The 22,391-nt window shown below is 68.8% G+C and carries 19 protein-coding genes; 12 read left to right on the forward strand and 7 right to left on the reverse strand.

Annotation, left to right across the window (positions count from 1 at the left end; all coding sequences use genetic code 11):
- Window positions 1-100: 100 nt before the first annotated feature.
- Complete coding sequence (locus tag ACN5KJ_RS08205) at window positions 101-1,573, reverse strand: bromoperoxidase (protein WP_418593229.1); 1,473 nt, start codon at window positions 1,571-1,573, stop codon at window positions 101-103.
- Window positions 1,574-1,864: 291 nt separating this feature from the next.
- Between ACN5KJ_RS08205 and ACN5KJ_RS08210 the strand changes: the two genes are divergently transcribed.
- A complete protein-coding gene (locus ACN5KJ_RS08210; protein ID WP_418593231.1) occupies window positions 1,865-3,922 on the forward strand; it encodes a S8 family serine peptidase in 2,058 nt (685 codons plus the stop codon).
- Between the two features lie 181 nt (window positions 3,923-4,103).
- Here ACN5KJ_RS08210 and ACN5KJ_RS08215 read toward each other — a convergent pair whose 3' ends face one another.
- On the reverse strand, window positions 4,104-5,699 hold the full coding sequence (locus tag ACN5KJ_RS08215; protein WP_347165717.1) for a transcriptional regulator: 1,596 nt from the start codon (window positions 5,697-5,699) through the stop codon (window positions 4,104-4,106).
- Window positions 5,700-5,867: 168 nt separating this feature from the next.
- Here ACN5KJ_RS08215 and ACN5KJ_RS08220 point away from each other — a divergent pair, with 168 nt between their 5' ends.
- The gene (locus ACN5KJ_RS08220) at window positions 5,868-6,962 is read left to right on the forward strand and encodes a phosphatase PAP2 family protein (protein WP_418593233.1); all 1,095 of its coding nucleotides are present in this window, start codon (window positions 5,868-5,870) and stop codon (window positions 6,960-6,962) included.
- Between the two features lie 365 nt (window positions 6,963-7,327).
- Window positions 7,328-8,059: a DNA repair protein RecO gene (gene recO, locus ACN5KJ_RS08225; protein WP_418593235.1), complete on the forward strand. Its 732-nt coding sequence runs from the start codon at window positions 7,328-7,330 to the stop codon at window positions 8,057-8,059.
- Between the two features lie 78 nt (window positions 8,060-8,137).
- On the opposite strand, the gene ACN5KJ_RS08230 is transcribed toward recO, so the two are convergent.
- Window positions 8,138-8,524 (reverse strand): META domain-containing protein, encoded by a 387-nt coding sequence (locus ACN5KJ_RS08230; protein ID WP_418593236.1) that lies wholly within the window; start codon window positions 8,522-8,524, stop codon window positions 8,138-8,140.
- Window positions 8,525-8,641: 117 nt separating this feature from the next.
- Between ACN5KJ_RS08230 and pgsA the strand changes: the two genes are divergently transcribed.
- From pgsA to ACN5KJ_RS08250, 4 genes are all read left to right on the forward strand, one after another.
- On the forward strand, window positions 8,642-9,307 hold the full coding sequence (pgsA, locus tag ACN5KJ_RS08235) for a CDP-diacylglycerol--glycerol-3-phosphate 3-phosphatidyltransferase (protein ID WP_347165721.1): 666 nt from the start codon (window positions 8,642-8,644) through the stop codon (window positions 9,305-9,307).
- Window positions 9,307-9,552: a molybdopterin converting factor subunit 1 gene (gene moaD, locus ACN5KJ_RS08240; RefSeq protein ID WP_347165722.1), complete on the forward strand. Its 246-nt coding sequence runs from the start codon at window positions 9,307-9,309 to the stop codon at window positions 9,550-9,552. Before pgsA ends, moaD begins: the two co-directional genes overlap by 1 nt.
- Before the next feature lies 1 nt (window position 9,553).
- Window positions 9,554-9,997, forward strand: coding sequence for a molybdenum cofactor biosynthesis protein MoaE (locus tag ACN5KJ_RS08245; protein WP_418593238.1), 444 nt, complete (start codon window positions 9,554-9,556; stop codon window positions 9,995-9,997).
- A 79-nt stretch (window positions 9,998-10,076) separates the two neighbouring features.
- Window positions 10,077-10,841: an FCD domain-containing protein gene (locus ACN5KJ_RS08250; protein WP_418593240.1), complete on the forward strand. Its 765-nt coding sequence runs from the start codon at window positions 10,077-10,079 to the stop codon at window positions 10,839-10,841.
- A 756-nt stretch (window positions 10,842-11,597) separates the two neighbouring features.
- Here the strand turns inward: ACN5KJ_RS08250 and ACN5KJ_RS08255 are convergent.
- Together ACN5KJ_RS08255 and ACN5KJ_RS08260 are read right to left on the reverse strand one after the other, a co-directional pair.
- The gene (locus ACN5KJ_RS08255; RefSeq protein ID WP_418593241.1) at window positions 11,598-12,983 is read right to left on the reverse strand and encodes an ammonium transporter; all 1,386 of its coding nucleotides are present in this window, start codon (window positions 12,981-12,983) and stop codon (window positions 11,598-11,600) included.
- A 30-nt stretch (window positions 12,984-13,013) separates the two neighbouring features.
- Complete coding sequence (locus ACN5KJ_RS08260; RefSeq protein WP_347165726.1) at window positions 13,014-13,352, reverse strand: P-II family nitrogen regulator; 339 nt, start codon at window positions 13,350-13,352, stop codon at window positions 13,014-13,016.
- A gap of 252 nt (window positions 13,353-13,604) precedes the next feature.
- On the opposite strand from ACN5KJ_RS08260, the gene ACN5KJ_RS08265 reads away from it, so the two are divergent.
- The gene (locus tag ACN5KJ_RS08265) at window positions 13,605-15,782 is read left to right on the forward strand and encodes a transglycosylase domain-containing protein (RefSeq protein WP_418593243.1); all 2,178 of its coding nucleotides are present in this window, start codon (window positions 13,605-13,607) and stop codon (window positions 15,780-15,782) included.
- 576 nt (window positions 15,783-16,358) lie between these two features.
- Here ACN5KJ_RS08265 and ACN5KJ_RS08270 read toward each other — a convergent pair.
- Together ACN5KJ_RS08270 and ACN5KJ_RS08275 are read right to left on the reverse strand one after the other, a co-directional pair.
- Window positions 16,359-16,946, reverse strand: coding sequence for an ABC transporter substrate-binding protein (locus tag ACN5KJ_RS08270; protein WP_347165728.1), 588 nt, complete (start codon window positions 16,944-16,946; stop codon window positions 16,359-16,361).
- Between the two features lie 18 nt (window positions 16,947-16,964).
- A complete protein-coding gene (locus tag ACN5KJ_RS08275) occupies window positions 16,965-17,681 on the reverse strand; it encodes a VacJ family lipoprotein (protein WP_347165729.1) in 717 nt (238 codons plus the stop codon).
- 228 nt (window positions 17,682-17,909) lie between these two features.
- Here ACN5KJ_RS08275 and ACN5KJ_RS08280 point away from each other — a divergent pair, with 228 nt between their 5' ends.
- The 4 genes from ACN5KJ_RS08280 to ACN5KJ_RS08295 all read left to right on the forward strand — a co-directional run bounded on the left by ACN5KJ_RS08280 (window position 17,910) and on the right by ACN5KJ_RS08295 (window position 22,385).
- Window positions 17,910-19,646: a type I secretion system permease/ATPase gene (locus tag ACN5KJ_RS08280; RefSeq protein WP_418593245.1), complete on the forward strand. Its 1,737-nt coding sequence runs from the start codon at window positions 17,910-17,912 to the stop codon at window positions 19,644-19,646.
- A complete protein-coding gene (locus ACN5KJ_RS08285) occupies window positions 19,643-20,947 on the forward strand; it encodes an HlyD family type I secretion periplasmic adaptor subunit (RefSeq protein ID WP_418593247.1) in 1,305 nt (434 codons plus the stop codon). Before ACN5KJ_RS08280 ends, ACN5KJ_RS08285 begins: the two co-directional genes overlap by 4 nt.
- Window positions 20,948-21,137: 190 nt before the next feature.
- Complete coding sequence (locus tag ACN5KJ_RS08290) at window positions 21,138-21,602, forward strand: RidA family protein (protein WP_418593248.1); 465 nt, start codon at window positions 21,138-21,140, stop codon at window positions 21,600-21,602.
- Between the two features lie 27 nt (window positions 21,603-21,629).
- Entirely contained in the window at window positions 21,630-22,385 is a 756-nt protein-coding gene (locus ACN5KJ_RS08295; protein WP_418593250.1) for a glycerophosphodiester phosphodiesterase family protein, read from the forward strand.
- The last annotated feature ends 6 nt before the right edge of the window (window positions 22,386-22,391 follow it).

Raw genomic sequence — 22,391 nt, forward strand, 5'->3', positions numbered from 1 at the left:
GCGGCGGCCCTGTCCCGCGCCATCAGCGGCCCCGCCACAGGGCGATGCCCCCGCCGCCAGAGACGGGCGCACAGATCCTCCGGGCCTCGGGCCGCGCGGGTCAGACCACCTGCGTCAGATGCGCGGCGGGCGGTGTGCTTTCCTGCGGCCATGCCACCGGCTGGCCCTCGGCGCGCAGCTCGGCAAAGCCGCGTCCGAAGTGGCGCGGGTGGGCCTGCAGCACAAGCGCACGCCCGTCGAGATCGCGGAACGTCAGCCGGGCGCTGCGGTTGTCCCGCTCCATGGCCTCGCGCAGGACGCTCAGCGCAATGGCCTGCCCGAGACGCAGGTCGGCAAAGGCCTCGGAGGGCAGGCAGGCCGCAGTCATCACCCGCGCCCGGGCGATGTCGCGCATCAGCAGGTCCACCTCCTGCGCCGGGGCGGCGGCCCCGATCCGGTGCAGCGGCTGCGGCGCATGCCACAGAACCGCTTTCAGCAGCGTGCCCAGCGCGCCGGCCACGACCGCATGCGCGGCGGTGTCCGAGGGCCCATGCTTCAGGCTGTGCACGCCCGCCAGCGGCAGGAACAGCGCAAGCCCCCGGCGCCGCAGACCCCGGCGCGCCGCATTGGCGCGGCTGACCCAGTGCAGCAGTCCCGGCGCCTGCTCGGCCAGCATCTCGGCGGCGGCGCGGTATTCCGCATGGGCCGGGGCGGCATCGCGCTCTTCCCGGGTCAGCCACAGCGTCATGCGCGCCGCCGTCACCGCGGGCCGCGACAGCCGGTCCAGCCGCGCCGCCTGCTCTTGCGCCATGCGGCGGGCGTGGCGTTCCGCCTCTGCCATCACCGCGAAAAGGCGCGGCCCGGTCCAAAGGTCGCAGGCCGAGGGTGCGGAGACGGACAACGCCCCGCGCGCCAGCGCCGCCAATGCCGCGTTGTGGAAGGGCCGCGCCGCCGGGATCCGGGGCAAGGCATCGGCCAGCGCGCCCGGCGTCTCCGGCACCATCGGTGCGGGCAAAAGCCCGGCAACCCGCGGCCCGGCGCCGCTTTGACCGGCGCACCACGCGACCCAGTCCGACATCGGCGCGTCCCCGGCCGGCACCGCTGCGGGCGGCGCCGCCTCTCCGGCGTGATCCTCGCGCCACAGGGCAGAGCCTCGGGTCTCATCCTCGGTCAGCGCCACGCCACAGCGTTGAAGCGTGCGCAGGGTCAGCTGGCCATCGCGGTTCCAGTGCAGGCTGCGACGATGAGCCGGATCCCCCGCTGGCCCCGGGGGCCGGGCGGCGGGCTGCATCGCCTCGGCCATCTGGCGGGCGTCGAACCACGGCAGGTTCCGCAATTCGCACAAAAGCTCGTGCAGGGTGAACCGGGTTCCGCGGTCGATCCGGGTTTCGACATGCGGATCGGCAAGCGCGCTGGCCGGGTGATCGCGCAGCAGAGACAGGGCGAAGACCTCGGCCATCTCGCCAGCCAGCTCCACCGGCCCGGGCCGATGCGGAGCCGGGGACCGCAGGATGCCGGTGCTGCGCGGCGGGGCGCCGCCCCGGATCACCCTCAGGGCGACGCGTGTCCCTGCTTTGGCCTTCTGTCCGACCATGTCCAACCCCCCGGTGGCAAATCGCGCCGTCTTCGGCGCCGATTGACGAAACGTTGACGGCACTTTGCCCGGGCTGCGTGATCGCTCCGCAATTGCTGTGCAAATTTCCCGTGAAGGAATCATGAAATTCATGCCCGGCGCCGTGGCGGGCCTGCCCGCTGCGTGAACCCAGCGCAATTTCCCCGCCGTTTTCGCAGCAACCGGGCTGCGCGCGACCGGGCGTCTTGACGCATCTCGGGCAAGCGCGTTCACTTCGCCCCGATCTTCGGGCGATGCAAGGGAGCGCGTAGCATGCCAAGCGACTGGACGGACCCGCGGGACTGGACCTCCCGGGACGCCTATCTTGACTGGACCCGCCATCTTGCCGCCAGACGCGCGCCCCTGCATCCGGCCGATCCCGAACCCGCCCCCGCGCTGGAGCCGGTCTTCGTGCGCCTTCTGGCGTCGGACACCGCATCGCGCCAGCGGCTTCTGGATCTGGTGTCCGACCCCGCCTCGCCGCTGTTCATGGATCCGCACGAAGAGGCACGGTTGTCCGAGCGTCTGGCCGAAGGCGCGGCGGAAGGCCTGCCCGACGAATACGCGCTGTACCGCCGCTGGCGCACCCCCGACAGCGCCCATGCCGACCTCTTCGAGGTGCTCGACACCGGCATCGAGGTCAGCGCCACGCGTCGGCCCGCGGGCGGTGTGCCCGCCCTGCCCGCCGCCGAAGAGCTGCCCAAGGGCACGCCTGTCGTCGCGCTGATCGACGACGGCATCGGCTTCCTGAACGCCCGCTTCTGCACCGCCGGGACGGACGGCCTTCGGACCCGGTTCCGCGCGCTCTGGCTGCAATCGCTGGAGCGGTTTTCCATCGACACCAAGCAGATCACCTGCGGGCAGGTTCTCGACCCCGCGGCGATAAACGCGCTGCTGGACCGCCGGGACGAACAGGGCAGCTATGCGGCGCTGAACGCCGGGCTCTACGGCCCGCAGACCCGCTGCGAGACGGCGCGCAACGCGACCCACGGCAGCCATGTCCTTGACCTTGCGGCGGGGGCCGATCCGCTGGATGCCTCCGATCCGGTGCGGGGCTGGCCGCTGCTGGCGGTGCAACTGCCGCCCGAGGCGATCGACGACACCTCTGGCATCCGCTTCGAGAACTACATGGTGCAGGGCCTGCGCTGGATCCTGCGCCAGGCCCATGCGCTGGCCCCCACGGCGCCGGTGATCGTGAACCTGTCGCTGGGGGTGACCGCCGGCCCCAAGGACGGCAGCCGCTTCGTCGAACACCAGATGGCCCGCGAGGCCGCCGAGTGGGAGCGGGTGAAGCGCCAGCCGGTGCGGCTGGTCTGGGCCTTCGGCAACACCTATCGCGGCAGTCAGGTGGCGCATCACGCCTTCCCGGCGGCGGCCGCGCAGGAGGACCGCGAAACGCAGATCGGCTGGCGCGCCCAGCCCGATGACGAGACGGCGAATTACCTAGAGATCCGCACCTGCAACGCGGCCTCCACCGATATCGAGGTTTCGGTCTGTTGCCCCACTGGAGCGGAGTCGGGCTTTGCCGCGCTGGCCCCCGGGCAGGTCCGCACGCTGGAACGCAACGGCAAGGCGCTGGCCCGGCTGTACCATGTGCGCGAACGCCGCTTCGGCGGCGGCGTGGTCAGCCCCGCGCATTACGTTCTGGCGCTGGCGCCGACGCGCGGGCGCAAGGCGGCAGAGCCCCTCGCCGACCCCGGGCGCTGGACCCTGAGGCTGCGCTACGGCGGCACGGCGGCGGCGCAGGTGGTGCTGCAGGTCCAGCGCGACGACGCCATGCGCGGCGCCATGGTGCAGGGCCGCCAGTCCTACCTCGATTGCGAGACCAGCGGGGTCTGGGATGCCGAGGAGATGGCCTATACCGGCTTCGCAGAGGATGGCCCAGTCCGGCCCGAAGGCAGCCACAGCGCCGACGCGACGGTGTCGGCGCGCCAGATCTTCAGCTGCGGCGCGGTCCGGGTGTCCGGGCGGGTCGCGGCGCGGCGCAGCGCCGAGAACTTCCGGCCCTCGCGCTACAGTGCCATGGGGGCCGCCTGGTCGGTGCCGGGGCCGACCGCCGCCACGGTGGCCGATACCGGATCCTTCCGGCCCGGCATCCGCGCCGCCGGGACTCTGTCGGGCACGGTGCGCAACTTCAACGGCACCAGCGCGGCGGCGGGGCGGCTGACCCGCGCGCTTGGCATGTCGGCGGCGCGGATCGTGGAAAACGCCAGCAGGGCAGAGACGACCCCGCTGGACGACATCGCTGAGGATGCGGTGCCCATGGTCGCCACGGAAGAGGCGGACCATGCGCGGCTGGGCAAGGCGATTGTCCTGCCCGGCAAGCGCTGAGGCGACAGTGCCACGACGCGAATGGGGTGGTCCGGCGCACCGGTGGCCGCCCCGCGACCGGTCAGGCCAAAGCGCCCGGCGGGCATCCCGACCTTCGAGACAACGCAAGGGGAAAGCTCAGCCCCCGGTCAGGCCGCAGCCCCCGCGCGGGCGGCACCCCGGAACGAAACGGCAGGCAGGCCTAAAGTAGCGCGCGGATCGGGTCCAGCAGGCCCTTGCTGCGCAGGGTCCGGACCGGGTAGCTGTCGTCGTTCAGGATGCGGTCGATGGTAAAGCCCGGCTCGATCTTGGCCAGCTTCTGCGCAACCGCCTGCGCCTTGTCCAACTGGCCTTCCAGCGCGTAGAGCGCCAGCAGATGCCGGTGCGCGGGCCGCGACAGCGGGGCCGAGCGGGCCGCGGCCTCGCCGGCGGCGATGGCCTCTTGCGGGCGGTTGCAGCCGATCGCGATGATGCAGTGCCCGGTATCCCAGTAGTGCCGGAACGGCGAGGTCCGGGCCAGAAGCTGTCCGCGCCGCGAGGCTTCGAAGGCGCCGTTCAGGTCGCCGGACAGCATCAGCCCTTCCGACAGGGACTTCCACGCGAAGGCATTGGCCGGGTTCCGTTCCACCGCCGACTGCGCGAGGTCGAGCACCCCGGCGCTGTCCCCCAGCGCGGTGCCGCGCACCTTCGAGATGATCGCGTGCACCAGCACGTTGTCCGGCGCCAGCTCCATCGCGCGGTAATGCAGGTCGACCGCCTCTTCCATCAGCGCGGCCTGATCGCTTTCGGGCATCTCGATCATCTGGGTCAGGCGGATCATGCTGGCCCAGGCCAGGTAGACGCCGTTCTCGTCGCGCTTGAAGGCCTGATCCATCAGCCCGTAGGCCTCGCGCAGGGCGTCCTGCTCGAAGCTGAACATCCGGTAGAGGCCCAGCCGCGACAGCGCCGTCGACCGCGTTTCGGGGCGGTCCTTGTCCAGCACATGCGGCAGCTTGCCGATGATCTGGTCCGCCGCCTCGAAGACGGTGCGCGAGATCTCCAGCTCTCCGGTCAGGATGTCCGAGAGGTTGGGCATGTGCTGCAGCTTGGAATAGAGGATGCGCGCCGAGGGCTGGTGGATCGCCTTGATGAAGACCGCATGCTCGTTGCCGTTCTGCAGGAGTTGCGCGTTGACGACGATGTCGCTGACCTGTGCCTCGGGCGCCGGAAGGTCGTCGCTTTCGGCCTGCCGCCACGCGCGGACCTGTTCGGCGATGTTCTCGCCGATCTGGTTGGCCAGAACCTCGCCCATCATGCGGTCGCGCGCAGGGCCGTCGGTCTCGACCCGGCAGTTGATCAGGATGCCGCGCCCGTCCGTGGGCGCGGTGCGCGCGATCCGGGACTGAAGCTCGGCCCGTTCCAGCCGCAGCCAGTCCTCGAACTCGGGATCGCGCACGTCGATCCCCTGCAACAGCTCGATCCGGTCGTCGTCGGGCACCACCTCTTCGTGCAGGTCGACGCGCACCCGCGCCGGATCCAGCCAGACATCGGTCCGGTCCGCCTCCAGCACGGCCGAGGCCTCGCCAAGCGCCGCGCGCAGTTTCGACAGCGCCTGCCGCAGGTTCGCGCTGGCCTGTTCCGGGCCGAAGGTGGACCACAGCTTGTCTTCCAGCCAGCGACGCGGGCGGCTCATCTCGGGGCTGAGCGCCAGCATGGCCAGCAGCGCCTGGTTCTTGGCGCCCTTCAGCACAAGCGCGGACCCGTCCGGACCGCGCAAACGCAGCGGCCCCAGAACCTCGACCCGGATATGCCTGTTCATCTGGCCGTCCATGCCCTGCACCCTACCCCCAGACGAAACGCTAGCACCGGTGCGACGCAACGGCAACGGACGTTAAAATTCCGCAAAACGCAGGCGGATGGCGTGAATACTCTTTGACGCCACGAAAACCGGCAGGGCACTGTCTGGCAGCAAATTCGGAGGGACGTCATGCCGGTCTTTGGCCTTTTCAACTCGCAGAACAGCCAGAACTCGCAAAACAGTCAGAATTCGCAGAACAGCCAGAATTCTCAGAACAGTCAGGCGACCGAGAATTCGCAGGGTGGTCCGGACAGCGGGGCTTCCAGCGCCGCGCTGGCGGTGGCGCGGGATGGCACCATCGGCTTCTGGGACGGCAGCGCCGACCGCCAGCCGAAACAGGAGGGCCGGGACAGCTGGGCGGCGATGAAGGCCATGGCCACCGGGCCGCGGCGCAACCTGATGGATCAGGCCATCGGGGCGCTGTTCTCGGTCAGCGCGCCGGAACCGGGCAGCGGCGCCGGCGAGGGCAGCGTCGCCATTCAGGGCAACCCCCTTGTGCGCCTGACAAAGCCCTCGAACGCCTTCCTGGCGGAAAAGCAGCTGCCGCACCTGCGCGGCTACGCCGATCTGCGCGCCGACCGCCTGCCCGAGATCATCATGCAGACCGGCGACATCCAGAGCTTCTTTGCGCTGGTGGGCTACATGTCCCCCGAGGCGACCAAGTGGACGCTGGCCCTGAGCCAGGCGATGCTGCGGCTGTGCTCCATGCTGGAAATGCCGCTGAAGCACGGGTTCGACGTGGCGCGTCCGATTGCCATGTCCACCAGGGTCCAGCCACTGATCCAGACGCCGGGCCACGGGGCCTGGCCCTCGGGGCACGCGACAGAGGCCTTTGCGCTGGCGACCCTGCTGACCCGGCTGTTCCACGACCGCGCCTTCGATCCGGTCGAAGAGATCCGCACCGGCGCGCCGCTTTTTCGCCACGCCGAGCGGATCGCGATGAACCGCACCGTGGCCGGGGTGCATTTCCCGACCGACAGCATGGCGGGCGCGGTGCTGGGGGTGACGGTGGCCGAAGCCTTCGTGAAACTGCTGGACGGCGCTGCGCAGGCCCCGTCGCGCCATTTCAAGGGCGCCGCCTATGCGGGCGACTTCACCCTTGCGACGCTGACGGCCTCTCTGGCCGATCCGGCGGTGATCAGTTCCGGCAGCGCCGGGCTGTCCGGCGAGGCCCTGCCCGCCTGGCTGACCCGGATGTGGCAAGAGGCCGTCGAAGAGTGGTGACCCGCCCGGCCTGATACGGCCCGCGCGGCGGGGCGCCGGAGCCATCGCCCCGCGGCCCCGTCCCGGGCTCGGCTGCGGCATTTGGCGCGGTGACATCCCCCGGGCCGGCGACAGGCCTGCGGCGGACCACCACGGCGCGGCAGGGCCCTGGACCCGTCGCGCCGCCTCATCTTGGTGTCGTCTGCGGCATTTGGCGCGGTCATGACACCAAGGCAGTCCACAGGCCCCGGGTCGGACACGGCGCCATAGCGCGGCGCCTTGCCACTGGTAGAACGGCAGCGGCCATGGCGCGCCTCGGTGGCGGCGCCGGGCGCGCGCCACCTAACCCCCTTGCCAGCAGGCCCGTCCGCCCCCACTTTGCGCCGATGGACTGGCGCGATACCGGCATTCTTCTGACCACCCGCAAACATGGCGAGACCGCCCTGATCCTCGACGTCTTCACGCCGGGGTACGGGCGCCAGACCGGCGTGCTGCGGGGCGGCGCATCGCGCAAGCGCGCGGCCTCGCTTCAGCCCGGGGCGCAGCTTGACGTCACCTGGCGCGCAAGGCTCGACGACCACATGGGCGCCTTCACCGCAGAGCCGCAGCGCTCGCGCATGGCCGCCGCGCTGGCCGACCGGCTGGCGCTGGCGGGGCTCTCCGCCGTGACCGCGCTTCTGGCCTATGCCCTGCCCGAACGCGAGGCCCATCCGACGCTTTACCGGCACAGCGAGCAATTGCTGGACCTGCTGGGCCAGCCCGCGCTCTGGCCGCTGGCCTATCTGCGCTGGGAAATGCGGCTTCTGGAAGAGATGGGCTTTGCGCTGGACCTGTCGTCCTGCGCCGTCACCGGCGCGACGGAGGGTCTGGCGCTTGTCTCGCCGCGCACCGGGCGCGCCGTCACGCGCGAGGGCGCCGGGGACTGGGCCGACCGCCTGCTGCCCCTGCCGCCCGTGCTGCGCGGCGAGGGCGCGGCGCCGGATAGCGAGATCGTCGAGGCGCTGATGGTGACGGGGCATTTCCTGACGGACCACCTGGCCGCCGAGATCGTCGGCCGCCCCCTGCCCGCCGCGCGCGAGGCCCTGATGGACCGCATTCGCGCCCGCGCCGGGGGCTGATCACAGCAGCCCCCGGCCCCGGGCCATCAGGTCCGGGCGGCGCAGCAGCACCGCCCGCAGCCCGCCACAAGCCCCGCCTTACTCTGCCGGGGCCGCGGCCGGGACAAAGACCATGCCGCCGCCCGCGCCGTCGCTCAGCACCAGCTTGCCGCCCTCTTCCACCGCCGAGGTCATGGCCTCCAGTCGCTCGAAGAAGCGCCCCTCGTCGCTCAGATCCGGGCAGGCCATCTGGGTCGAGGCAATCGGCCCGAGGTCGAGCGCCGGAAGCGTCCCTTCCCGGCTGCCGAAATAGCTGTTGCAGGGCGCCTTGCCGGAAATCCGACCGGGTTCCGACAGGTCCACCGTCGCGCGCGCCGCAAAAGCCTCGCCGTCCAGCGTTTCGATCTGCCAAAGCCCGGGGATCGTCTCGGGCTGCGCCCCGCATCCCGCGACCGCAAGGCCAGCGACAAGAACCAGATACCGCATGTCATTCTCCAAATCTGCGTTTCCCCCAAGATGGGACTCCTTTGGGCGGGCGCAACACCGACCGGCGGAAATCGGCGGACCTTCCCCCCCGGAGCGATCCGGGCTAAGTCATCCCGCATGAAATGGAACCTGCCCAATATCCTCACCGTCCTGCGCCTGCTTGCCGCCCCCGGCGTCGCGGTGATGTTCCTGTATTTCCACCGTCCGCTGGCCGACTGGTTCGCCCTGCTGCTGTTTGTCACCGCCTCACTGACGGACTGGATCGACGGCAAGCTGGCGCGGGCGTGGAACCAGGAAACCAAGATCGGCACCATGCTGGACCCCATCGCCGACAAGGCCATGGTGGTGATCGCGCTGATGGTGATCGTCGGCTATTCCTCGATGTCGCCCTGGCTGGTGCTGCCCGCCACCGTGATCCTGTTCCGCGAGGTCTTCGTCTCTGGCCTGCGCGAGTATCTGGGCGACACGGCAGGCACGCTGAAGGTCACCAAGCTGGCCAAGTGGAAAACCACCGCGCAGATGGTCGCCATCGCGACGCTCTTTGCGCAGGGGGTCTTCGAACACTACCTCGGCATGTCGGCTTTCGGCATGGATCAGGCCCTGTTCGAGCGTATCATGGCCGGAGAGGTGCCCGACGAGCTTGGCCTTGGCTGGAAGTACCGCGGCATGATCTGGGCGGGCCACGCGGGGCTTGCCCTGCTCTGGGTCGCCGCCGCGCTGACGCTGATCACCGGCGGGGACTACTTCCGCAAGGCCCTGCCCTTTCTGAAGGAGGAGCGCTGATGGACGTGCTGTATTTCGCCTGGGTCCGCGAAAGGATCGGGCTGGCAAAGGAACGCATCGACACCGAGGCGGCCACGGTCAGGGATCTGGTGGCCGAACTGGTGGCCCGCGAAGAACGCTACGCCGCCGCCTTCGCCGATACCTCGGCCCTGCGCGTGGCGGTGGATCAGGAACTGACGGATTTCGATGCCCCGCTGGAGGGCGCCCGCGAAGTCGCCTTCTTCCCGCCGATGACCGGGGGCTGAGATGCGTGTGGTTGTGCAGGAGGCGCCCTTCGACTTCGGCGCAGAGGCGGCGGGCTTTGCCGCCGGGCGCACCGACATGGGCGCCGTGGTGACTTTCACCGGCGTGGTGCGCGACACCGGGCAGGACGCCATCGACGTCATGGAGATCGAGCACTACCCCGGCATGACCGAAAAGGCGCTGGAGGCCATCGCGGCAGAGGCCATGGCGCGCTGGTCGCTGGGCGATGCGCTGGTGATCCACCGCTTCGGGCGCATGGCACCGGGCGAGCAGATCATGATGGTCGCCACCGCCGCCCGGCACCGCAAGGACGCCTTCGAGGCCGCCGAGTACCTGATGGACTACCTGAAGTCCCGCGCCCCCTTCTGGAAGAAGGAACACGGGCGCGACGGCACCTCGTGGGTGGCGGCAAAGGACGAGGACGAAGAGGCGCTGACCCGCTGGTAACCCGGGGCGCGCCCCCGATCCCGCCTTTCCCAATCCCACCCGCTTTGGTAAAGATATCTGACCACAGCGAGGCCCCGCCATGCCCTTCGAAAAGGTCCAGCCCGAGAAACTGTCGCTTGCCGTCGTCCGGCAGATTGAGCGGCTGATCCTGCGCGGCATCCTGCGCCCCGGCGAACGCCTGCCCTCGGAACGCGAATTGTCCGAGCGTCTTGGCGTCTCGCGCCCCTCGCTGCGCGAGGCGGTGGCCGACCTGTCCGAGCGCGGCCTGCTGGAAACCCGCGCCGGCGCGGGCATCTTCGTGACCGAGGTGCTGGGCTCTGCCTTCTCCGCCACGCTGGTGCAGCTGTTCGCCAGCCACGACGAGGCGGTCTTCGACTACCTGTCCTTCCGGCGCGACATGGAGGGGCTGGCCGCCGAGCGCGCCGCCGAGGCAGGCACGGAAAGCGATCTCAAGGTCATCGGCACGCTCTTCACCCGGATGGAGGCGGCCCACGGCAAGCGCAACCCGGCGGAAGAGGCCCGGCTGGACGCGGACTTTCACCTTGCGATCATCGAGGCCAGCCACAACGTCATCATGCTGCACATGATGCGCTCGATGTACCAGCTGCTGCGCGAGGGCGTGTTCTACAACCGGCAGGTCATGTTCAAGCAACGCACCACGCGAGAGGCGCTGCTGGACCAGCACCGCAGCATCAACGCGGCGCTGCAGGCCCGCGACAGCGCCGCAGCCCGGGCCGCCGTCGAGGCGCATCTGAGCTTTGTCGAGGCCGCGCTGTTTGCCGACCGCAAGGCGGACCGCAACGAGGCCATCGCGCGCCAAAGGCTGATGCGGGAGGGCGGTTAGGACGTCCCGCCGAAGCCATCGCACGGCAGCGAAGGATACGCGAGGAGGGGAAAGGCTGCGTCGCACCCGCCCCCCTCCTGCTCCCCTGCCGCCTTTCGAGTGAGCCTTGGAGAGCATCCGTCCGTTCGAACCCCCGCCCCTTATCCAAAACGCGAGGGGCCGCGCCATCGCGGGGCCGTGGTCCGGCGATCTTCGGTTTCTGGAAGGCAGTTTACCCCCGCCAAACCCGTATGAACTCAGACAGGTCGCGCAGGCGGCAGCCAAATCGCCGGGCCCCGGGACGGCCCGTCATGTCGGAGACATGCCTCCGGCATGATGGCGCGGCGGCCTGCGGCCTTGATTCCGCGCCGGGTGGGCGTGACGAAGGTTGGTTCTCAAAAGCGGTACAGGACCTTGCCACCCGTTCCGAAAAGACGGGGCTGCGACCGCCCTCATGGCCATGGCACCGAGTGGCTGTCACCTCCGCTGCGCGGACATGACCTTGCCACATGCCGCGAAAAGACGGGGCCGCGACCGCCCTCATGGCCATGGCTCCCAGTGGCTGTCACGTCCGCTGCGCGGACATGACCTTGCCACATGCCGCGAAAAGACGGGGCTGCGACCGCACACATGGCCATGGCTCCCAGTGGCTGTCACGTCCGCTGCGCGGACATGACCTTGCCACATGCCGCGAAAAGACGGGGCTTTTCGCGGCATGAAAAAACCCGGGCGCGAGCGCCCGGGCCAGTGGTCTCTGGACTGAGTGGAAGGAAAAACTCAGCCCTTCGAGAATTCCGGGTAGGCCTCCATCCCCAGTTCGGCCATGTCGAGACCCATGATCTCTTCCTCTTCCGTGACCCGGATGCCGGTGACCGCCCTGAGGATCAGCCACAGAACCGACGAGACGACGAAGACGAAGACACCGACGATGATGATCGAGATCACCTGCCCGCCGATGGTCGCGTCGCCGTTGGTCAGCACCACGGCCAGCGTGCCCCAGATACCCGCAAAGAGGTGCACCGGGATGGCGCCGACCACGTCGTCGATCTTCAGCTTGTCGAGGAAGGGCACGGCGAAGACCACGATCACGCCACCGACGGCACCGATCAGGGTGGCGGCACCCAGCGTCGGGGTCAGCGGTTCGGCGGTGATCGAGACCAGACCGGCAAGGGCACCGTTCAGCACCATCGTCAGATCGACCTTCTTGAACAGAAGCTGCGTCAGGATCAGTGCCGCGAAAGCGCCACCGGCTGCCGCCATGTTGGTATTGGCGAAGATCCGGCTGATATCGGCCACGTCACCCACCGAGCCCATGGCCAGCTGCGAGGCGCCGTTGAAGCCGAACCAGCCCATCCACAGGATGAAGGTGCCCAGCGTCGCCAGCGGCAGGTTCGAGCCCATCATCGGAATGACGCGACCGTCCTTGGCATATTTGCCGATGCGCGGCCCCAGGATCAGGGCACCCGCCAGGGCCGCCCAGCCACCGACCGAGTGCACGACCGTCGACCCGGCGAAGTCGAGGAAGCCGTACTGGCTGTCGAGGAACCCGCCGCCCCACTTCCACGAGGCCTGGATCGGGTAGATGAGGCCGGTCAGCACCGCGGTGAAGATCAGGAAGGGCCAGAGCTTGATGCGCTCGGCCAGCGTGCCGGAGACAATCGAGGCGGTGGCCGCGCAGAACATCAGCTGGAAGAAGAAGTCCGAGCCGGTCGCGGCATAGCCATAGTCGTCCGCCGCATCGCGGGTCACGCCCACGGCCTCCAGAACCGCGACGCCGAAGGCGCCGAGGTAGCCGCCGGTCTCATCGCTGCCGATGGACCAGCTGCCCAGCGGGTACATCACGTTGTAGCCGATCAGGTAGTACATGATCGCGGCGATCGCGAAGAGGCCCATGTTCTTGGTCAGCTGCATGGTCACGTTCTTCGACCGCACGAGGCCCGCCTCGAGCATGGCAAAGCCCGCGGCCATGAAGAACACGAGGAAGCCGCCCACGAGGAACAGCAGCGAGTTGAAGATGAAGATCGAATCGGAGGAGGCATCGGTGCCGACAACCGGTCCGGCTTCGGCCACCGCTTCGGCGGCCTCGGCAGCCTCCTGCGCGAAGCCGAGGCCGGGCAGCGCGATCATAAGCGCGAGCGGAGCCAGGGTCTTGAGTTTGGTCATGGTCGTTTCCTCGTGAAAATCTGGCGCGTCTTACAGCGCGTCTGCGTCGGTTTCGCCGGTGCGCACCCGCACGGCCTGCTGGACATCCAGCACGAAGATCTTGCCGTCACCGATCTTGCCGGTCTGGGCGGTCGCGCGGATGGTTTCCACCACCTCATCGGTCATGGCCCCCGAAACGACGATCTCCAGCTTGATTTTCGGCACGAAGTTCACGGCGTATTCGGCGCCGCGGTAGATTTCGGTGTGACCGGACTGCGAGCCGAAGCCCTTGATCTCGGTCACCATCATGCCGCGCACGCCAATGCCGGTCAGAGCCTCGCGGACCTCTTCCAGCTTGAACGGCTTGATCGTTGCAATGATCAGTTTCACCTGTGTCCCCTTCAATCAGGCGGGGCGGACCCCGCAGTGGCACCGGCAGAGGAGCGCGCCACGGGGTCCAAAATGAAGAGCGGGCTTGAATATGCGGCTGCTGAAGGATACTGAGCGCACAAAATTTATGCGCCATTACGTTTGCGCCTAAAATTTAATCTGAAGTAAAACGGTCCCCGGGCTTGCAGCCAGTCAACATTCCCCCCAATTGCGGGTAGTGTCCCGGGCAAACAAAACGGACGAGCAGCGCAGATGACACCCAGGGGACGAAAGCCGTCGCGGCTTGTGGCCGACCGACGCTATTCCGCCGAAACCGGGAAACCCAAGAGCCCGAAGGGAAGCAAGCCCTCGGGCCGCAAGCCCACGCGCCGCAAACCGGCGCGCAAGCCCCGGGGCAACCGGCTGGTGCGGGCGATCACATGGCCGTTCCGCGCGCTCTGGGCGCTGGTCTGGCGCGTCACCCTGTTCACGACCGTGGTGCTGGCGCTGGTGGTCGGCGCCTCTGTCTACTACGTCTCGTCCACCCTGCCCGAGGTCGCGACCCTGACCGACGGGCGTGCGCGCGGCTCCGTCACCCTGCTGGACCGCGACGGGCGCGCCTTCGCGATGCGCGGCGACCAGTTCGGCGGCGTGGTCTCTGCCGACACCGTCTCTCAGCATCTGGTCAACGCGGTCATCGCCACCGAGGACAAGCGTTTCTACCGCCATCTCGGGGTCAGCCCGCGCGGCGTCGCCGGGGCCATCCGCATCAACCTCTCGGAAGGGCGCGGGCCGCTCTCGGGGCACGGCGGGTCCACCATCACCCAGCAGGCGGCCAAGCTGATCTGCCTTGGCGTGAAATACGACCCCAGCGAATGGGAGTCCGAGGCCGACTATATCGCCGACTGCCGTCGCGGGTCGCTGACGCGCAAGATCAAGGAAGCCGTCTACGCCATCGCGATGGAGACGAAGTACACCAAGTCCGAGATCCTGACGATCTACCTCAACCGCGCCTACATGGGCGGCGGCGCCTACGGGGCCGAAGCCGCGGCGCGGCGCTACTTCGCGAAACCGGCGTCAGAGCTGGACCCCGGTGAATCGGCCATGATCGCCGGGCTGCTCACCGCGCCCTCTTCGCTGGCCCCGACCGCGAACCTCGAACGCAGCCAGCGCCGCGCGGCTACGGTTCTGCGCCTGATGGAGGAACAGGGCTACCTGACACCGGCAGAGGCGCAGCGCCATCAGGACAACCCGGCCACGATGCCGCCGGAGGCACAGGACACCTCGGGCGGCTATTTTGCCGACTGGGTGATGCAGTCGGGGCCAGAGTTCTTCACCCGCAAGACAACCGACGACGTCATCATCGAGACGACGCTGGACCAGCACATCCAGAAGGCGGCGGCGCGCGCGGTGAACCAGATCTTCTCCGAGAAGGTGCGCGAAGGGTCAAAGGCCGAGGTCGCCGTGGTGGTCATGTCGGCGGACGGCGCGGTGCGGGCGATGATCGGCGGGCGCGACACCGATGCCTCGGGCCTGTTCAACCGCGCTTTTCAGGCGGTGCGCCAGACCGGGTCGGCCTTCAAGCCCTTTGTCTACGCCACCGCGCTGGAACTGGGGCATTCGCCGCTCGATACCGTGGTGGACGAACCCTACTGCCTGAACATCCCCGGCTCGGGGCAATGGTGCCCCGAGAACTACTCGCGCAGGAACTACGGGCGCGTGACGCTGGTCGAGGCGCTGAAGCGGTCGCTGAACATTCCCACCATCAAGGTGTCGGAATCGGTCGGGCGCGATCTGGTGATCCGCGTGGCGCGCGACTTCGGCATCGTGCGCGAGCTGCATGACGTGCCCTCGATGGCGCTTGGCACCTCCGAGTCGACGCTGATCGAAATGACCGGCGCCTATGCGGGCATCCTGAACGGCGGATCCTCGGTGACGCCCTACGGGCTGCGCCAGCTGCGACTGAAGGGCGACTCGGAACCGCTGATGGGCACCGGCGGCGGCATCGGGGAACGGGTGATCCGCCCCGAGGCGGCGGCGCAGCTGATCTGGATGATGGAAAAGGTGGTGTCCGAAGGCACCGGCCGCCGCGCCAAGGTGCCCGGCTGGCAGGTTGCGGGCAAGACCGGCACAAGCCAGGAGGCGCGGGATGCATGGTTCGTGGGCTTCACGGCGGATTACGTGACCGGCGTCTGGATGGGCTACGACGACAACACCTCGCTGACCGGCGTCACCGGCAGCGGCCTGCCCGCCGAGATCTTCCAGGCGGTGATGGCGGGCGTGCACGAGGGCGTCGACCCCAGGCCCCTGCCCGCGCAGGCGCCGCCGCAGCCGGAACCGCAATACGTCGAACCGGTGCCCCAGCCGCAACCCCAGCCGGCACCACAGCAGCAACGCCGCCGGGAAAGCGTGCTGGAACAGGTGCTGCGCGACATCCTCGGCGGGGGCTGATCGGGGCAACGGCGGGGGCCGCAGCACCTCGCCAAAGCCCCATCGCGGCGACGCGGATCGCGCATCCCCACCGGCCCTGCGACAGTGCCGGGCCGGTAGCATAGCGGGCCAGCGGGGTCGCGGGCCGCGCTGCCCGGGCGGCAGGGAGCGTGACACCGACCAAGCCGGACAGGCTGCGCGACATCTCTGATTAGAAGAAACTGCCCGCAGGCAGGTGAGCCGCACCAGCGCAGAGCCGTGGTCCGGCGCACCGATACCTCTGGAAGGCCGTTTACCCCGGCCAATTTCAGATTGCGCCTGCATCGGCCAAATCGCCAGGCCGTCGCACCGAAGGTGCGCCGCCTGCATCCATACCGAAGGTACGCCGCCTGCATCAGCCCGCCTTTGGCGGGGCGGTCAGCCCGTCATGTCGAAGACATGCCTCCGGCAGGATGGCGCGGCGGGCTTCGCCCTTGATTCCGCGCCTGGCGGTGGGTCGGAACGTTGCGCGAACCAGCACTACCTCACGGCCCGGGGCTCCGCCCGTTCGCCCCTTGGACCTGCCCCCGGCAGGTCCACCGCTGCGCGGATCGGGGCTCACCCCGCCTTGCGCAGGTCCGCGATCATGGCGTCGATGTCGCCGCGGCGGCGGTCCAGCATGGCGCCGATCTCGCTGCGTTCGGTCAGCAGCATGTTCACCCCCTCGACATACATGTTGAAGAAGCGGTTGTTCTCCGACACGTGGAAGGTCACCGTGAAAGGATCCATGCTGCGCAGAAAGGCCGTCGACTTCACCTCGAAGCCGTTCTTGATCCGGCCCACCGACTGGACCTCCAGCCGGCCGCCCTCGAACTCGCGGAAGCGTTTGCCGTATTTGCGCGCGATGTAGCCGGTGAAGGCATCGGTAAAGGCCTTCTTCTGCGCCCCCGAGGCGCGCCGCCCGTCGACGCCCATGGCATAGGCCGCAATCACCCGCGTATCGCCGTATTTCTTGAAGATGCGCTCGAACTCGCCGTACATCGCCCCCGGAGACCGGCCCGAGGCGATGACCCGGTTGATCTCGGAGACCATGCCCTCGATCAGGCCGCGCGCCTGCCCCTCGCTCAGCGCGAAGCCCGGACTGGCGACACCCGCCAACACCGTTGCAAACCCGCCTGCCAGAATGCCGCGTCGTGAGAAATTCATGATACCCCCCGGGAAAATTCAGAATCCTGATACATCAATGGCCGTGGGGTCGATTTCGTTCCCCGGCGCTTCCTGACCCAGCTCGAACCGGCGGTTCTGCATGTAGATCAGCTTCACTTGATCATAGGAGTCGGCGCTTTCATAGAGCACCGAATCGACAGTGTCGGAATATTGCCCACGGTCGCCCACCATCTCCAGCGTGCGGGCCGCGGTGCCGATGTAACGCTCGGGCGCAGGCACCAGGTAACTGACCGGATCCAGGAACAAATCCGCGAAGCGCCCGATGGCGTCGCGCTCCGTGGAGGGCCCCAGAACCGGCAGTTCCAGATAGGCGCCTTCCGGCACACCCCAGACCGACAGCGTCTCTCCGAAGTCGGTGCCGTTCTCGGGCAGGCCCATCTCGGTGGCCACATCCGCAAGCCCGCCAAAGCCCATCAGGACATTCGCGGAAAAGCGCAGCGTGCTTTTCGAGGCCGCGCCCAGTCGCCCCTGCAGCACCTGGTTCACCACCGTCTGAGGCAGCGACACCGTCTCGGCGAAGTTGGAAATCCCCTGCTGCACCTCGTCCGGCACGGTCCGGGAATAGCCACCGCCGGTGCCCTTCAGAAAGCGTTCGTCGACAGCGCGGTTGAAGGCATGGGTGCGGCGGTTGCTGGCTTCATAGGGGTCGTAGACACCGTCCGCGGGGATATCGCCCGGCCCCGGAAGGCTGCACCCGGCCACCATGCCGGTCATGGCAGCCCCCCAAATCATCCGGTCAACCCGCATTCCCGCAACATCCTGTGCAAAAGCCTTGGGAAAGCGTACCGATCCCCCTAAAAGGCTACTTAAATTCATTTCCCAGGGGACCCAACTTTGGTGGTCGGATTCACACCTGTTGTGGCAGATTGGCGACAAGCCTCGCCGAAGGCCCAGACTGCCACAGAAACCGGCTTCTGACAAAAGAAAGGGTCAGGCACGACCATGACCGCCTCGAGAACTAGGGACACCGGCCGCGACGAATTGCGCGCCGCACGCCGCCAGAGCCGCCCGTATTACTGGTTCGTCGCCATCTTCAGCTTCTTCGTGAACATGCTGATGCTGACCGGCCCGCTTTACATGCTGCAGGTCTACGACCGCGTGCTGGGCTCGCGGTCCGAGGCGACGCTGGTCGCGCTGTCGGTGCTGGTGGTCTTTCTCTACGGCATGATGGGCATTCTCGACTACGTCCGGGGCCGGATCATGGGCCGCGTCGCGGCACGGTTCCAGGCGGCGCTGGATCTGCGGGTCTTCGACGCGGTCATGCGGCGGTCGACGGTGCAGCCGGACGACCTGGCGCAGACCGGGCTGCGCGACCTCGAATCGATTCAGCGGCTGATGTCCTCGCCGGTACTGATGGCGGTCTTCGACATCCCCTGGACGCCGCTGTTCATCGCCGCGATCTTCGTCTTTCACCCCTGGCTGGGGTATCTCGCCCTTGCGGGCGGGGCGGTGCTGATCGTCGTGACCTTCGTCAACCAGGCGGTGACGCGGGCGCCCTCGCTGAAATCGAACGCCGCCGTGATGCAGGCCGAGAAGACCTCCGAGCAGATCCGTGCCGAGGCCGAGATGGTGCAGGCGCTGGGGATGCGCCGCGATGCTTTCCAGCGCTGGATGGTGGCGCGCGGCGACGCCCTGCGCGGCCAGATCGCCACCGCCGACCTGACCGGCACCTTCACCACGCTGACCAAGACCTTCCGGCTGTTCCTGCAATCGGCCATGCTGGGCCTTGGCGCCTACCTCGTGCTGCAGGGCCAGCTGACGCCCGGCGCGATGATCGCCGGGTCCATCCTGATGGGCCGCGCGCTGGCGCCGGTGGAGCTGGCAATCGGCCAGTGGGCCGCCGTGACCCGCGCCCGCAAGGGCTGGGACAACCTTGCCCAGCTGCTGACCGAGACCCCACAGGAACCGCCGCGCACCGCCCTGCCCCGCCCGCAGGCCAGGCTGGAGGTGCAGCAGCTGACCGTCGTCGCCCCGGGCGAGCAGCAGGCCGCCCTGCGGCTGGTCAGCTTCACCCTGATGCCGGGGCAGGCGCTGGGGGTCATCGGGCCGTCCGGCTCCGGCAAATCGACGCTGGCGCGCGCCCTGACCGGCATCTGGCGCCCGGCGGGCGGCAAGATCCGCCTCGACGGCGCCTCTCTGGACCAATACGGGCCGGAGGTGCTGGGCCAGCACATCGGCTACCTGCCACAGCGGGTGACGCTGTTCGACGGCACCATCGCCGAGAACATCGCCCGCCTGTCGCCGCAACCCGACGCGCAGAAGGTGGTGGAGGCCGCGCAGAAGGCGGACGCGCACGAGATGATCCTGAAGCTGCCCAATGGCTACGACACCCGCGTCACCGCCGCCGGCGGGCGCCTCTCCGGGGGCCAGATACAGCGCATCGGACTGGCCCGCGCCCTCTATGGCGATCCGGTGATCCTGGTACTGGACGAGCCGAACTCGAACCTCGACAACGAGGGATCGACCGCCGTCAACAAGGCGATCAGGGGCTTCAAGGCGGAAGGCAAGTCGGTACTGATCATGGCCCACCGCCCCGCCGCGATCCAGGAATGCGACCTGCTCCTGATGCTCGAGGGCGGCAGCCGCGTGGCCTTCGGGCCCAAGGACGAGGTGCTGCAGAGCATGGTCAAGAACCACCAGCAGATCCAGAGATCCGCAAGCCCCGGAGGTGTGCGATGAGCAGCCCCAGCCCCTTCCCCACCCGCGGCCCGATGATCCTTGGGATCGTCGCCCTGCTGATCCTCGTCGGCGGCTTCGGCACATGGGCCGCGACGACGAATATCTCGGGCGCGATCGTCGCCTCGGGGTCGATCGAGGTCGACCAGAACCGGCAGGTGGTGCAGCACCCGGACGGCGGCGTCGTGGCCGAGATCCGCGTGCGCGAGGGCGATACGGTCGAGGTCGGCGATACGCTGATCCGGCTGGACCCGACCCTGTTGCAGTCGGAACTGGCGATCACCGAGGGCCAGCTCTACGAGCTGATGGCGCGGCGCGCGCGCCTGCACGCGGAACGCGATACCGCCGCCGACATCACCTTTCCCGAACCGCTGTTGACCCGCGCCGCGGCCGACGAAGAGGTCAGAGAACTGGTCGAGGGCCAGCGCAACCTCTTCCTCGCCCGGCTGGAATCGGCGGCCCGCGAGATCGAGCAGCTGTCCAAGCGCAAGGACCAGATCGCCGACCAGGTGCGCGGGATCGAGGCGCAGCAGGTGGCGCTGGACGAGCAGCTTGATCTGATCCGGCAGGAGCTGGAAAACCAGCAGTCGCTGCTGGAACGCGGGCTGGCCAAGATCGGCACGGTTCTGGCGCTGCAACGCGAACAGTCGCGGCTGACCGGCACCGTGGGCGAGCTGATCGCCCAGAAGGCGCAGGCCGAGGGGCGGATCACCGAGATCGACATCCAGATCCAGAGCCTGCAGACCCAGCGCCGCGAGGAATCCATCACCACCCTGCGCGACCTGCAGTTCCGCGAGCGTGAACTGGCCGAACAGGCCCGCGCCCTGCGCGAACGCCTCAGCCGGATGGAGATCACCGCGCCGGTGTCCGGTGTGGTCTACGGCATGACGGTCTTCACCCCGCGCTCGGTGATCCGCCCGGCGGACCCGGTGCTGTATCTCGTGCCGCAGGACCGCCCGCTGGTGATCGCGGCGCAGGTCGAGACGATCCACATCGACCAGCTTTTTGTGAACCAGGAGGTCTCGCTGCGCTTCGCCGCGCTGGACCAGCGCCAGACGCCGGAGCTGTTTGGCCGCGTGGTGCAGATCTCTGCCGATGCCTTCGAGGACCAGTCGACCCGCGTGCGCTACTACCGCGCCGAGATCGTGCTGAGCGAGGGCCAGATCGACCGCCTGCCCGAGGGCACGGCGCTGATCCCCGGCATGCCGGTCGAGGCCTTCATCCGCACCGCCGACCGCACCCCGCTGGCCTACCTCGTGAAGCCCTTCACCGACTATTTCGCCCGGGCCTTCCGCGAGACCTGATCGGGCGGGGGGAAGCCGGTTCGAACCGGCTTCGAACGGCCTTCGAAGGCCGTTGCCCGCAAGCCTCTGCCGAAAGCTCCCGGCGGCAGGGAACGGCTTTCGAAAGCCTGTCCCGCCGCCCCAAACAGGGGCTTTTCATCGCAGCCGCACGCGTCTAGCTTCCGCCCGACACTGCACAGGAAGAGCCCCAATGTCCGACCCCATCGAAACCCGCCTGGCCGAGCTTGGCCTCACCCTGCCCGACGCGCCGGCCCCCGCGGCGAACTACGTGCCCTACGTGATCTCGGGCAACATGCTCTACGTCTCGGGGCAGGTCTCCATGGGGCCCGACGGCTTCATCACCGGCAAGCTGGGCCAGGATCTTTCGGTCGAGGACGGCGCGGCGGCGGCCAGGGCCTGCGCGCTCAGCCTGCTGGCACAGGTCCGCGCGGCCTGCGGCGGCGACCTGTCGCGCCTGAAGCGCGTGGTGAAGCTGACCGGCTTCGTCAACAGCACGCCGGATTTCGCCGACCAGCCCAAGGTGATCAACGGCGCCTCGGACACGCTGGCCGAGATCCTCGGCGATGCCGGGCGCCATGCCCGCTCTGCGGTGTCGGCGGCCAGCCTGCCCTTCGGCGTCGCGGTCGAGATCGAAGGCATCTTCGAGATCGCCTGAGGCCGGACCCGCAGCCAAGGTACCGCGATGACGCCCCTGCCCCGCGCCTTCCTCGACCGGCCCATTGCCCACCGTGCGCTGCACGACCGTGCAGCGGGCCGGATCGAGAACAGCCCCGCCGCCATCCGCGCCGCGATCGCGGCGGGCTACGGCATCGAGATCGACATCCAGCGCTCCGCCGACGGGCAGGCCATGGTCTTTCACGACTACGACCTGCAGCGGCTGACCGGCACGCGGGGCGCGATCCAGCAGCACAGCGCCAAGGCGCTGCGCGGCCTGACGCTCACCGGCGGGAACGACACCATCCCCACCCTGCCCGAGGTCCTGGCGCTGGTCGGCGGCGCGGTGCCGCTGCTGATCGAGGTCAAGGACCAGGACGGCGCCATGGGCCCCAGGGTCGGCCCGCTGGAAGACGCCGTCGCCGCCGCGCTCGACGGCTACCAGGGCCCGGTCGCGCTGATGTCCTTCAACCCGCATTCCGTCGCGGCGCTGGCCGACCGCATGCCGCAGCACCCGCGCGGCCTGACCACCTGTGCCTACGCGCCCGAGGACCACCCCACCCTGCCCGCCGCCACCCGCGACGCCCTGCGCGGCATCCCCGATGCCCATCGCACCGGCGCCAGCTTCATCAGCCACGACCACCGCGACCTCTCGTCGCCCCGCGTCGCCGCGCTGAAGGCGCAGGGCCTGGCCGTGCTCTGCTGGACGGTCCGCTCACCCGAGGAAGAGGCCAGCGCGCGGCGCATCGCCCAGAATGTCACCTTCGAAGGCTACACGGCTTGAACCCCC

It is taken from the genome of Ponticoccus sp. (in: a-proteobacteria) (genome assembly GCF_048381735.1).